The 12,129-nt window shown below is 71.8% G+C and carries 10 protein-coding genes and 1 pseudogene; 2 read left to right on the forward strand and 9 right to left on the reverse strand.

Going from position 1 to position 12,129, the window contains the following annotated elements; genetic code table 11:
- Positions 1 to 21 precede the first annotated feature (21 nt).
- The 5 genes from ATL45_RS25945 to ATL45_RS25965 form a co-directional block, all read right to left on the reverse strand.
- The gene (locus tag ATL45_RS25945; RefSeq protein WP_093160369.1) at positions 22 to 600 is read right to left on the reverse strand and encodes a TIGR03086 family metal-binding protein; all 579 of its coding nucleotides are present in this window, start codon (positions 598 to 600) and stop codon (positions 22 to 24) included.
- Positions 601 to 635: 35 nt separating this feature from the next.
- Positions 636 to 1,121, reverse strand: a complete 486-nt coding sequence (locus tag ATL45_RS25950; RefSeq protein ID WP_093160367.1) for a (2Fe-2S)-binding protein — start codon at positions 1,119 to 1,121, stop codon at positions 636 to 638.
- On the reverse strand, positions 1,114 to 1,959 hold the full coding sequence (locus tag ATL45_RS25955) for an FAD binding domain-containing protein (protein WP_093160364.1): 846 nt from the start codon (positions 1,957 to 1,959) through the stop codon (positions 1,114 to 1,116). Before ATL45_RS25955 ends, ATL45_RS25950 begins: the two co-directional genes overlap by 8 nt.
- Positions 1,956 to 4,310 (reverse strand): xanthine dehydrogenase family protein molybdopterin-binding subunit, encoded by a 2,355-nt coding sequence (locus ATL45_RS25960; protein WP_170210352.1) that lies wholly within the window; start codon positions 4,308 to 4,310, stop codon positions 1,956 to 1,958. The genes ATL45_RS25955 and ATL45_RS25960 overlap by 4 nt, the downstream gene beginning before the upstream one ends.
- A gap of 299 nt (positions 4,311 to 4,609) precedes the next feature.
- Positions 4,610 to 5,737, reverse strand: a complete 1,128-nt coding sequence (locus ATL45_RS25965; protein ID WP_211841286.1) for a magnesium and cobalt transport protein CorA — start codon at positions 5,735 to 5,737, stop codon at positions 4,610 to 4,612.
- A gap of 412 nt (positions 5,738 to 6,149) precedes the next feature.
- On the opposite strand from ATL45_RS25965, the gene lexA reads away from it, so the two are divergent.
- A complete protein-coding gene (gene lexA / locus ATL45_RS25970) occupies positions 6,150 to 6,803 on the forward strand; it encodes a transcriptional repressor LexA (RefSeq protein ID WP_093160357.1) in 654 nt (217 codons plus the stop codon).
- 66 nt (positions 6,804 to 6,869) lie between these two features.
- Here the strand turns inward: lexA and ATL45_RS25975 are convergent, their stop codons facing one another.
- From ATL45_RS25975 to kdgD, 3 genes and pseudogenes are all read right to left on the reverse strand, one after another.
- The gene (locus tag ATL45_RS25975) at positions 6,870 to 8,207 is read right to left on the reverse strand and encodes an enolase C-terminal domain-like protein (RefSeq protein ID WP_093160354.1); all 1,338 of its coding nucleotides are present in this window, start codon (positions 8,205 to 8,207) and stop codon (positions 6,870 to 6,872) included.
- Between the two features lie 42 nt (positions 8,208 to 8,249).
- Positions 8,250 to 8,471, reverse strand: a pseudogene (locus tag ATL45_RS25980) (aldehyde dehydrogenase (NADP(+))); the annotation flags it as partial.
- A 123-nt stretch (positions 8,472 to 8,594) separates the two neighbouring features.
- Entirely contained in the window at positions 8,595 to 9,515 is a 921-nt protein-coding gene (gene kdgD / locus ATL45_RS25985) for a 5-dehydro-4-deoxyglucarate dehydratase (RefSeq protein ID WP_093160352.1), read from the reverse strand.
- Between the two features lie 195 nt (positions 9,516 to 9,710).
- Between kdgD and ATL45_RS25990 the strand changes: the two genes are divergently transcribed.
- Entirely contained in the window at positions 9,711 to 10,586 is an 876-nt protein-coding gene (locus tag ATL45_RS25990; protein ID WP_093160349.1) for a LysR family transcriptional regulator, read from the forward strand.
- Between the two features lie 11 nt (positions 10,587 to 10,597).
- Here ATL45_RS25990 and ATL45_RS25995 read toward each other — a convergent pair whose 3' ends face one another.
- Complete coding sequence (locus ATL45_RS25995) at positions 10,598 to 12,082, reverse strand: tripartite tricarboxylate transporter permease (protein WP_093160347.1); 1,485 nt, start codon at positions 12,080 to 12,082, stop codon at positions 10,598 to 10,600.
- Positions 12,083 to 12,129 lie beyond the last annotated feature (47 nt).

Raw genomic sequence — 12,129 nt, forward strand, 5'->3', positions numbered from 1 at the left:
CTGCCGGGGCAGCGGTGCCGGTCACGGGTGGCGGCCTGTGTAGGCGGCGAGGCGGGTGTAGATGTCGGCGTCGTCGGGAACCGGTACGACCGGCCCGAACGTGCCCTTGTCGCTGCGCTGTTCCGGTGGTGCGAACGCGGGCAGCACTTCGAGCGCGCGGGCGGCCAGGTCCGGGTCGAGGTCGGCGATCCGGCCGGTGGCGTGGGCGAGGTCCCAGGAGTGGATCGTGAACTCGTGGGTGTAGGCGTCGAGGGCGGTCCGGCCGGGCAGCACGGCCCACTGCAGGTCGACCATGCGGTCGAGTACCCCGTCGTCGGCCCAGACCCGCTCGACCTCGTCGCGGGCCCGGGTGAACGCGTCGGACCAGCCTTCGTCGTCGATGCCGACGATCACTCCCGGCACCTCGCTGAAGTCGGTTCCGGCTCCGGCGAGGGCGAGCCTGCGCAGCACGGAGACCACGTGCCCGAGCAGCGCGCGGACGTCGTAGTCGGTGCAGGGAGTGCGGTTGCTCAGCTCATCGGGACGCACTGCTGTGACCTGCTCCCCGATCTGGTCCAGCGACCGGGTGAAGAACGGACGTGGGTCCGGTTGCGTCGTCATGCCCGGGAAGCTACGCGCGCACTCCGACAACGGCGCTAGCCCGGCGTGCGGCCCCAGGCCTTGTTCACCGCTTCGACGATGTGCTGGTAGCCCGTGCAGCGGCACAGGTTCCCGGCCAGGAGTTCCCGGATCGCGGCGTCGTCCGGGTGGTCTTCGGGGTTCGCCGCCGCGAGAGTCGTGATGAAGCCCGGCGTGCAGAAACCGCACTGGAGGCCGTGGCAGTCCTTGAATGCCTGCTGCATCGGGCTGAGACCGTCCTCCGGGGTGAGGCCTTCGACCGTGGTGACCTCGGTGCCTTCCGCCTGGACCGCCAGCGTGATGCAGGAGCGCGCCGGGTCGCCGTCGATCAGCACCGTGCAGGCGCCGCAGACGCCGTGCTCGCAGCCCGCGTGGGTGCCGGTGTGGCCGAGGTCATCGCGCAGGAAGTCGATCAGCAGGCGGCGCACCGGGACCGTTCGCCGGACCTCGCGGCCGTTCACGGTCAGGGTGATCTCCCGGTTCGCGGAAGGGTTCTCAGGCATTCGACACCTGCTTCAGGGCTCGCTGCACGGCCGCGCGCAGTGCAGCGAGCCGGGTCGCGGGATCGGCGTGGAAGTCGTCGGGCGGAGTGGCGGAGCCGGACGCTTCGGCGGCGGAGTCGATCGTCCTGTCGTCCAGCGCGGCGCCGTTCAGCACCGCTTCCGCATCGGTGAGGCGCTGGACCGTGCCGCCGACGCCCAGGCCGACCAGCCGCGCGTCGGCGACCTCGCCGTCCTCGAAGCGCACCACCGCGGCCACGCCCGCGAGGGCGAAATCGCCCGAACGGCCGCTGATCTCGGCGAATCCGCTGCGCGCGCCGTCGATCGGCAAGCGCACCTCGGTGAGGATCTCCTCCTCCGACAGCGAAGTCTGGTACGGCGCCACGAACAGCTCGGCCGCCGGGATGGTGCGGCGACCGCTGCTGCCGGTCACCACCACCTCGGCGTCCAGCGCCAGGGCCGCCGCGCACAGCTCCGCCGCCGGGTCGGCGTGGGCCAGGGAACCGCCGATCGTGCCGCGGGAGCGGATCTGGTGGTGCCCGATGTGGCGCAGCGCCCTGCCGAGCAGCGGACAGGTCTCGCGGACCAGCTGCGCGGTCTCGGCGGTGCGCTGGCGCACGCCCGCGCCGATGACCAGGACGTCGTCCTCGCGGCGCAGCGCGGACAGCTCCGGCAGGCGGCCGATGTCGACCAGGACGCTGGGCCGGGCGAGCCGGAAGTTCATCATCGGCAGCAGGCTCTGCCCGCCCGCCAGGGCTTTCGCGTCCTCGTCGGCGGCGAGCAGCCGCACCGCTTCGGCGAGGCTGTCCGGGCGGACGTAGTCGAACGGCGGCGGCTTCACGACCGGGCCTCCTCGATCAGCCTGCGCACCACCGGCGGCGTCAGCGGCGTGGCGTCGACATCGGTCACGCCCAGCGGTTCCAGCGCGTGCTCCACGGCGCGCGCGATCGCGGCGGGCGGGCCGATGATGCCCGCTTCACCGGCTCCCTTGACGCCGAACGGGATTTCCGGTGCCGGGCTGCAGAGCTCTTCGGTGGTGATGTCGGGGATCTCGCACGCCGTGGGCAGCACGTAGTCGGTGAAGGTGGTGGCCAGCGGTTGCCCGTCCTCGTAGGGCAGCTGCTCGTGGAGCACGCCGCCGATGCCCTGCGCGACACCGCCGTGGATCTGCCCGGCCACGGTCATCGGGTTGATCACGCGCCCGCAGTCGTGCACCGCCGCGTACCGCCGCACCCGCACCACGCCGGTGCCGGGATCGACCTCGACGACTGCGGTGTGCGTGGAGTTGGTGTAGTTGGCCGAGGCGTTCATCTTCCCGTCCGGGCGCGGCGCGTACTCGATGCCCGGCGGTTCGTAGCTGGCTCGCGCGTCGAGCCCCGGCGCGGTTCCCGGCGGCAGGTCGAACGTGCGGGTCAGCGCCACCCGCGCGATCTGCGCCCACGGCACTGTGCTGCCCGGGCTGCCGCGCACCTGGAACCCGCCGTCGGCCAGCTCCAGGTCCTCCGGTGCGGCCTCCAGCAGGTGCGCGGCGATCCGGATTCCCTTGCGCCGCAACACCTCGGCGGCCTCCGCGACGGCTCCGCCGGCCACGAGCACGCTGCGGCTGGCGAAGCTGCCCAGGCCGAACGGGGCGGTGTCGGTATCGCCCATCACCACCCGCACCTGGTCGATCGGGATGGCCAGCGCCTCGGCGGCCAGCGTCGCCACCGCGGTGTGCGCGCCCTGGCCCATCGCCGAGATGCCCACCGCGACGGTGACCCCGCCGTCGGTGTCGAAGCGCACGTCCGCCGAGTCCTGGCCGCTGCGGATGGCGGTGACGGGGAAGGCGCTGGCGGCCACCCCTTCGATGTAGGTGGCGTATCCGACGCCCAGGTGCGCGCCGGGTTCGGCGCGCTCGCGCTCCTCGGCGAGCATCTGCTCACCCAGCTCGACGGCGCGCTCGAAAGCCTCGCGATGGCTGCCGGAATCCAGCCGCGCGCCCGCGGCGGTCTCGTAGGGCAGGTCTTCCGGGCCGATGATCATCCGGCGGCGCAGGTCGAGCGGATCGATGCCCAGCTCGCGGCCGATCTTGTCCACCAGCCGCTCGATCGCGAAGGTGCCCTCCGGCATGCCGTAGCCGCGGTACCCGTTGGTCGGGGTCTTGTTGGTGACCACGCCTTCGACCGCCACGCACAGGTGCGGGATCCGGTACGGCCCGCACAGCGAGCTGACGGCCACCACGGCCGGGCCGTAGCCGCCTGGGAACGTCTCCCCGGAGCCCAGGTCGGCGCGGACCCGTCCGCGCAGCGCCGCGATGGTGCCGTCGTCGCGGACCGCTGCGGACAGCTCGATGCTCATGTCCCGGGCGTGGCTGGAGGTGAACAGGTGCTCGTGGCGGTCCTCGATCCAGCGGACCGGGCGGCGCAACCGCATCGCCAGCCACGGCACCAGGTACTCCTCGGGGTAGATCACGTTCTTCTGGCCGAAGCCGCCGCCGACGTCCGGCGTGATCACCCGGACGTCGCGCTCGGCCAGCCCGAGCACGTCGGCCAGCATCGTGCGCACCAGGTGGGCGGCCTGGGTGGAGGTCCACACCGTCAGCCGGTCGTCGCGGTACTCGGCCACGACACCGCGCGGTTCCAGCGGGGCGGCCGCGTAGCGGTGCGTCGTGTAGGTGCCGCTGATCGTGCGGAAGCGGTCGAACGCGGCGTCGACGGCGGCGTTCTCCGGTGTGATCGACAGCAGCCGGTTGTCGCCCCACTCCGGGTAGAGCAGCGGTGCGTCGTCGGCCAGCGCCGCTTCGGCGGTCTCGACGACGGGCAGCGGCCGGAGGTCGACCTCGACGAGCTCGGCGGCGTCCTCGGCCAGGTACCGGTCATCGGCGACCACCACCGCCAGCGGGCACCCGACGTAGCGGACCCGGTCGCGCGCCAGCGGGAAGTGCTGGACCGGCCGCACCCACGGGACGAGGTCCGGCACCGGGCCGACGGGCAGGTCCGGGCCGCCGTACGCGGCGTGCGCGCCCGCCTCCAGCGCCGCGGAGACGTCGACGCGGTGGATCTCGGCGTGCGGCAGCTCGCTGCGGACGAACGCGGCCTCGACCATGCCCGGCAGCACCACGTCGGCGACGTAGCGGGCGCGGCCGGTCAGCAGGCGGTCGTCCTCGATCCGGGGTATCCGGGCGCCGAGCAGCGTGGGGCGAGTGCTCTGCATCGGTCGCACCATCCGGCCTCCCGGTCACCGCGGCATCCCGCCTGCTGCCGTGCAGCAAAGGCGATCCTCCGGAAGCCTGCGGCAACCCCGCGCCACGCGCAATCCACCGGAAGGGCATTACCGCTCGTCTGGGCCACCGTCGAGCGTTCCTGGGCACGAACGCGCCCACCGCGATCTGCGCCAACCCCGTGCCCAACCGCACCTAAGGGGAACGTGATGCAACCCAGCCACGGAAACCGCACAACGCGAGATCAGTGCAGAACGTGACCACCACTGTGAATCGCGGAGAGGCGGCACAGTCAGAGCCAGTTGCGGCGTTTGAAGATCGTGTAGAGGGTCAGGCAGACCGCGGCCATCAGGATCACCGCGAACGGGTAGCCGAGGTCCCAGTGCAGTTCCGGCATCAGGTCGAAGTTCATGCCGTAGACCGTGCCGATCAGGGTCGGGGCGAAGAGGATCGCCGCCCACGCCGAGATCTTCTTGACCTCCTCGTTCTGGGCGAGGCTGGCCTCGGTCATCTTCTGCATCTCCGCGTTCTGCGCCTGGGTGACCATGGTGGCGTTGACGGTGAGGATCTTGTCCAGGAGCTGCCGGAAGCCGTCCACGCGCTCGCCCACCGTGGTGGCGTGGTCGGCCACGTCGCGCAGGTAGCGCTGCAGCTCCTCGTCGATGCCGTACTTGTCGAAGCCCGCCTCCAGGTTTCGGAGGATGGTCAGCAGCGGCTGCGTCGCCCGCTGGAACTCGATGACCTCGCGGGTCAGCTCGTAGATGCGCCGCGACACGTGCGGTTCGGCCTCGAAGACCTCGGTCTCGATCTCGTCGATGTCGTTCTGCAGCCCGGCGATCACCGGGGCGTAGCCGTCCACCACGTTGTCCAGCACCGCGTAGAGCACCGCTTCGGGCCCGCGGCGCAGCAGGTCGGGATCCTCCTCCATGCGCCGTCGGACCGCCGACATGTCGGGGGACTGGCCGTGCCGGACGGTGAGCACGAAGTTCGGGCCGATGAACAGGTGCAGCTCGCCGAAGCTGACCTCCTCGGCCTCGTCGACGTAGGTCGCGGCGCGCAGCACCACGAACAGCGTGTCGCCGTAGCGCTCGATCTTCGGCCGCTGGTGCGCGACGATCGCGTCCTCGACGGCGAGCTTGTGCAGGTCGAACTCATCGGCGGCGGCCAGCAGCTCTTCCTCGGCCGGCCGGTAGAGCCCGATCCAGGCCATCGTGCCGGGCTCGCGGCGCAGGTGGCGGTAGGTCTCGGCGAGGCTCATCGGAGTGGCGACGCGCACGCCGTCGCGGTAGATCGCGGTGTCGATCAGCGGTCGGTCGGCCAGCGGGCGCTCGTCTTCGGAACGCGGGTCCATCGAGTGCTCGGGCGCTGGGGGCGCGGCCTGCCGGGGCTTGCGCAGCGACCGGGGACGCCATTCGGGCACGAGAACCTCCTGGGTGTCGGGGCAGGCCGGCCGAAGACCTCGCTGTCCACGATCGGTGAGCCTACCCAGCCGTGGGCCCGGGCCGCTCTCCCGGCGCGGTGCCCAGGATGAAGAAGTCCGTGCTCACCGGGTGGGCGTGCGCGGGCAGCTCGGCGCGCTCCTCTGAACAACGCCCGCCGGTTGATCATGGTGGATCGGCGCTTGACCGCACGCCTTCCGGCGCGGCAGCGGCAGTGGCGCACAGCTGCCCACTCACAGTGCCGGATTCGCACCGGCTTCCTGCGCGCCGTCGCATGGACTCCAGCGGCGGCGTTGGCACCGGCCGGGGCGGGTGTCAAGGGCGGTGGCCGGAGATCACGCCCGGAGCCGGGCCAGTGCTCCGGGCGGCGGTGTTGACCTCTACCATTCGGGGGTGGCCGCCTACGACTTCGACGCCTTCGAGCACTTGGACGCCTCGGCCCTGCCGCAGCGCCAGCAGCAGATCCTGGCCACGATCCAGGACTGGGTGAACCGGCACGGGTACTCGCCGAGCACCCGCCAGATCGGCGAAGCGGTCGGCCTGCGCTCGTCCTCCTCGGTGTCCAAGCACCTGAACGCGTTGGAGGACAAGGGATTCCTGCGGCGCAGCGCCACGGTGTCCCGCCCGATCGACGTCCGCGCCTTCCTCCGGCCCGCGGCGACGCGCGACGAGACCTCGGTGCCGGTGCCCGTGGTCGGCGACATCGCGGCGGGCGCCCCGATCACCGCGGACGAGCACCTCGACGACGTGATGAGCCTGCCCCGCGAGCTGACCGGCCGGGGCAACGTGTTCGGCCTGCGGGTGCGCGGCGACTCGATGGTCGACGCGGCGATCTGCGACGGCGACATCGTGGTGGTCCGCCAGCAGCAGGAGGCTCACTCGGGCCAGATCGTGGCGGCGATGATCGACGACGAGGCGACGGTGAAGGTGTACCGCCGCCGCAACGGCCACGTCCACCTCGAACCCCGCAACCCGGCCTACGAGGTCATCGACGGCGACAACGCGGTCATCCTGGGCGTCGTCGTCTCCGTCCTCCGCCGCGTCTGACCCGAACGAGGTCGTGAGTGCGTAACAGTGTTCGAACACTGTTACGCACTCACGACCCGCGGACGGCTATGCCCGGTCGAGCGCCGGGCGCTTGGGATCGAAGGTCCAGCCCGGGAGCAGGTACTGCATCGCCGCCGCGTCGTCGCGGGATCCGAGTCCTTGTCGCAGGTAGAGCTCGTGGGCTTCCGCCACGCGGTCCAGGTCCAGGTCGACGCCCAGACCGGGGCCGACGGGGACGTCGATGCGGCCTTCGGAGATGCGCAGCGGCTTGCGGGTGAGGTGCTGGCCGTCCTGCCAGATCCAGTGCGTGTCGATCGCGGTGATCTCGCCGGGCGCCGCCGCCGCGACGTGGGTGAACATCGCCAGGGACACGTCGAAGTGGTTGTTGGAGTGCGAACCCCAGGTCAGCCCCCACTCGTGGCAGAGCTGCGCCACCCGCACCGAGCCGCTCATGGTCCAGAAGTGCGGGTCGGCCAGCGGGATGTCCACCGCGGCGGCGCGGATGGCGTGGTGCAGCTGCCGCCAGTCGGTGGCGATCATGTTGGTGGCCGTGGGCAATCCTGTCGCGCGGCGGAACTCCGCCATCGTCTCGCGGCCCGAGTAGCCGCCTTCGGCGCCGCACGGGTCCTCGGCGTAGGCCAGGACGTCGCGCAGTGCGCGGCCGATGCCGATCGCTTCGGCCAGCGACCACGCGCCGTTGGGATCGAGGGTGATCCGCGCTTCGGGGAACCGCTGCGCCAGCGCGGTGACCACTTCGGCTTCGGCCGGGCCCGGCAGGACACCGCCCTTGAGCTTGAAGTCGCGGAACCCGTAGCGCCGCTGCGCCGCCTCCGCCATGCGCACGACCGCTTGCGGCGTCAGGGCTTCCTCGTGGCGCAGGCGCAACCAGTCGTCGTCGGGCTCGTCCACCGGGCTCAGGTAGGGGAGATCGGTCCTGCTCCTGTCACCGACGAAGAACAGGTAGCCCAGCACCGGAACCCGCTCGCGCTGCTGCCCGTCGCCGAGCAGTTCGGCCACCGGCACCTCCAGGTGCTTGCCGAGCAGGTCGAGCATCGCCGACTCGATCGCGGTGACGGCGTGGACGGTGACGCGCAGGTCGAAGGTCTGCGCACCGCGACCGCCGGCGTCGCGGTCGGCGAACCGGCCGCGCACCTCGTTGAGGACCGAGCGCACCCGGGCGACCGGCCGACCGACGACGAGATCCGCGGCGTCTTCGAGCGTCCGGCGGATCGGCTCGCCGCCGGGCACCTCACCGACCCCGGTCCGGCCCTCGGAGTCGGTGAGGATCACCAGGTTGCGGGTGAAGTGCGGGGCGTGCGCCCCGCTGAGGTTGAGCAGCATGCTGTCGTGCCCGGCGACCGGGACCACCCGCATCGCGGTGACCACGGGCTGCTTCTGAGTCATGCGTTCCTCCGCGCAGGGTTGAGAATCGGGGGCCGCCCCGCGTCAGGTGTCGTCCGCGATCGCGCTCGGCAGCAGCGCCGCGGGAACGTCCTGGTAGGCCACGGGGCGCAGGAACCGTTCGATCGCGAGCGTGCCGACGGACGTCGTGCGGGAGTCCGAAGTGGCCGGGAACGGTCCACCGTGGACCATCGCGTGCCCGACCTCGACCCCGGTCGGCCAGCCGTTGAACAGGATCCGCCCGGCCTTCAGCTCCAGCACGGGCAGCTTCCGTTCGGGCGGATCGATGCGCGCGCGGGCCCAGCTGCCCGCGCGCACGACCTCGGCGAACAGCCGCAGCTGGCCGGTGGTGCGAGCGCGTTCTCCGGTCAGGCGGGGGTCGCGTCATCATCAGTCCTCCGGCAGGCGCTCGACCAGGTCGGCCAGCGCGGCGAGTTCGGCGTCGTCCAGATCGACCAGCGGCGGCCGCACCGGCCCGGCCGGGCGCCCGATGACCCGCATGCCCGCCTTCACGATGCTCACCGCGTACCCGGCGCGCCGGTTGCGGATGTCGCAGTACGGCAGCACGAACTCGTTCAGGTACCGGTACACCGCGGTGCGGTCCCGTTCGGCGACCGCGCGGTAGAAGCGCAGCGCGAACTCCGGCACGAAGTTGAACATCGCCGACGAGTAGGTGGTCACGCCCAGCTCCAGCAGCGGCAGCGCGAAGGTCTCCGCGGTCGGCAGTCCGCCGACGTAGGTGAGCCGGTCGCCGAGCCGGGAGTACAGGCGGGTCATCTTCTCCACGTTGCCCACGCCGTCCTTGAACCCGACCAGGTTCGGGCAGTCCTCGGCCAGCTCCGCGACGGTGGTGTCCTCGAAGACCGCGTTGGCCCGGCTGTAGAGGACCACGCCGAGCTCGGTGGCGGCGCAGACGGCCCGGACGTGCGCGGCGAGCCCGGCCTGGTCGGCTTCGGTGAGGTAGGGCGGGAGCAGCAGCAGTCCGGCGGCTCCGGCGCGCTCGGCGGCGCGGGCCATCTCCACCGCCGTCGCGGTGCCGTACCCGGCGGGCGCGATCACCGGCAGGCCCGCCGGGGCTTCCCCGACGGCGGCGGTCACCACCTGCTCCACCTCGGCCGGGGTGAGCGAGAAGAACTCGCCGGTGCCGCCGGCCGCGAACAGCCCGGCCGCGCCGAAACCGCTCAGCCAGCCGATGTTCTCGCGGTAGGCGGCCTCGTCGAAGCCGAGGTCGGGCCGGAAGTGGGTCACCGGGAAGGACAGCAATCCGCTGGCGAGCTGCCGGGCCATGTCGGTGGGCGAGTACGCGGACATCAAAGATCTCCTCCGTGGGCGATTCCTGGCGACGTCGTTGCTTTCCGCGCGGCCCGGCGGCTGGGCGGTGCGTCCGCTGACGAGCAGGAGCGACTTCTTCGGATGGTGCGGGACCGGTCTGCGATCGACAGTAAGGTGACGCATCAATGCCGGTCCAACTCAAACAATGCATCTACTGATACCGGGACAGCATCGATGTTCACGCTCAACCAACTCACCGGTTTCGTCGCAGTGGCCGAGGAGCAGCACTTCGGCCGGGCCGCGCAGCGGCTGCGCATGACCCAGCCCCCGCTGACGCGGCAGATCCAGCAGCTGGAGAAGGAGCTCAAGGTCCAGCTGTTCGACCGCACCAGCCGCACCGTGCGGCTGACCCCGGCGGGCCGCGCGTTCCTGCAGGACGCACGACGCCTGCTGCACGAGGCGGAGAACGCCGCGCTCTCGGTGCGGCGCGTGACCCTGGGCCAGGCGGGCATCGTCCGCATCGGCTTCACCGCGACCTCGGCCTACGGCGTGCTCGGCGGCCTGCTGGCCACCGTTCGCGAGCACCTGCCGCACGTGGACGTGGTGCTGCACGAGCTGGTGACCCGCGACCAGGCCGAACGGCTGTCGGGCGGTTCCCTGGACCTCGGGCTGGCCCGCCCGCCGGCCGCGCGCCCCGAACTGGCGTCGCGGCTGTTCCGCTCGGAGCCGCTGCTGGCCGCGCTGCCGGACGGGCATCCGCTCGCCGGGAGCTCCGAACCGCTGGAGCTGGGCGAGTTCCACGGCACCGACGTGGTGATGTACTCGCCGACCGAAGCGCGGTACTTCCACGAACTGCTCGTCACGGCCTTCGGCCGGGCCGGGGTGCAGCCGACGTACGTGCAGCACGTCAGCCAGATCCACACCGCCCTGGCGCTGGTGCAGGTCGGGCTCGGCAGCGCGCTGGTGCCCGCGACCGCGGCACGGCTGCACTTCGAGGGTGTGAGCTTCCGCCCGCTGCGGCTGCCCGAACCGGATCCGGTGGAACTGCACCTGGTCTGGCGCCGCGCGAACGACAACCCGGCCCTGCACGCGCTGCTCGACCTGCTCTGACCCGCGGGCACTCAGCGGCTCCTCGCCCGGACGAGCCGCTGCACCAGCGGGAACAGGGCGACCACGGCCAGGAGCACCAGCAGGGTGCCGGAGATCGGTCTGGTGAAGAAGCCGGCCGGGTCGCCGCCGAACAGCAGCAGCGACCGCCGCAGCGAGGTCTCCAGCAGCGAACCGAGGACGAACGCCAGCACCAGCGGGCCGGGTTCGAAGCCGTACTTCTTCATCAGGTAGCCGAGCACGCCGAACACGATCACCAGCGCGATGTCGAAGACGCTGTTGCGGACGGTGTAGACGCCCAGCAGCGTGATCAGCACCGTGATGGGCGCGAGCACCGTCGGGCGCACCCGCAGGATCTTCACGAACAGCCCGACCAGCGGGACGCTCATGATCAGCAGCAGGACGTTGCCGAGGTACATGGAGTTCACCACGCCCCAGAACAGCTCCGGGTCCTCGTCGACCAGCTGCGGTCCCGGCGTCACGCCCTGCACCAGCAGCGCGCCGAAGATCATCGCCATCGTGGCGTTCGCCGGGATGCCGAGCGTGAGCAGCGGGATGAACGACGACGTCGCCGCGGCGTTGTTCGCCGTCTCGGGTGCGGCCACGCCCTCGACGGCGCCGTGGCCGAACCGCTCCGGGCTCTTCGACCGGCGCTTCTCCACCGCGTAGGCCGCGAGCGAGGAGAGCGTCGCGCCACCGCCGGGCAGCACGCCGAGCGCGAACCCGAGCACCGAACCCCGGCCGATCGCCCCGGCCGACTGCCGGAGGTCTCCGCGCGACGGCCAGGCGTTGGCGACCCGGGCGGCGGTCGTCGCGCCCCGCTGCCGCTGTTCGAGGTTGTGGAGGATCTCGCCCAGCCCGAACAGGCCCATCGCGATCGGCACGAAGTCGAGCCCGTCGGAGAGCGGCAGCAGGTCGAAGGTGAACCGCTCGGTGCCGGTGAAGGCGTCCCGGCCGACCGTGGCCAGCAGCAGGCCCGCGCACGCGGCGATGAGGGCCTTCACCCGGCCGCCGTTGCTGACGGTGGCGACCAGCAGGATGCCGAGCAGGGCGAGGGCGGTGTACTCGGGCGGGCCGAAGTCGAGCGCGAACCCGGCGATCAGCGGCGCGAGCACCGACAGCGCCACGATCGAGGCGGTGCCGCCGACGAACGACCCGATCGCCGCGATGCCCAGCGCCGTCCCGGCCCGGCCCTGGCGGGCGAGCGCGTGGCCGTCGAAGACCGTCACCACCGACGACGCCTCGCCGGGCAGCCGCAGCAGCACCGAGGTGATGGTGCCGCCGTACTGCGCGCCGTAGAAGATGCCTGCGAGCATGATGATCGCCGTGACCGGTTCGACGTTGAAGGTCAGCGGCAGCAGGATCGCGATCGTGGCGGCCGGGCCGAGCCCGGGCAGCACGCCGACCAGCATCCCGATCACCACGCCGAGCAGGCAGTGGAGCAGGTTGGCGGGTTCGAGAACGACGCCGAACCCCTCGATCACCGGGGCCAGATCCATCGCCGCTCCTAACGACAGTGTTGGTGGGCAGAGCGACCTGAGGAATT

The sequence above is a fragment of the Saccharopolyspora antimicrobica genome (assembly GCF_003635025.1).
Lineage (GTDB): Bacteria > Actinomycetota > Actinomycetes > Mycobacteriales > Pseudonocardiaceae > Saccharopolyspora > Saccharopolyspora antimicrobica.

Excerpts from the sequence above, each read along its gene's own strand:
- ATL45_RS25945 (WP_093160369.1), bottom strand. The coding sequence starts at position 600 with ATGACGACGCAACCGGACCCACGTCCGTTCTTCACCCGGTCGCTGGAC.
- ATL45_RS25950 (WP_093160367.1), bottom strand. The coding sequence starts at position 1,121 with ATGCCTGAGAACCCTTCCGCGAACCGGGAGATCACCCTGACCGTGAAC.
- ATL45_RS25960 (WP_170210352.1), bottom strand. The coding sequence starts at position 4,310 with ATGCAGAGCACTCGCCCCACGCTGCTCGGCGCCCGGATACCCCGGATC.
- ATL45_RS25975 (WP_093160354.1), bottom strand. The coding sequence starts at position 8,207 with ATGACTCAGAAGCAGCCCGTGGTCACCGCGATGCGGGTGGTCCCGGTC.
- kdgD (WP_093160352.1), bottom strand. The coding sequence starts at position 9,515 with ATGTCCGCGTACTCGCCCACCGACATGGCCCGGCAGCTCGCCAGCGGA.
- ATL45_RS25990 (WP_093160349.1), top strand. The coding sequence starts at position 9,711 with ATGTTCACGCTCAACCAACTCACCGGTTTCGTCGCAGTGGCCGAGGAG.
- ATL45_RS25995 (WP_093160347.1), bottom strand. The coding sequence starts at position 12,082 with ATGGATCTGGCCCCGGTGATCGAGGGGTTCGGCGTCGTTCTCGAACCC.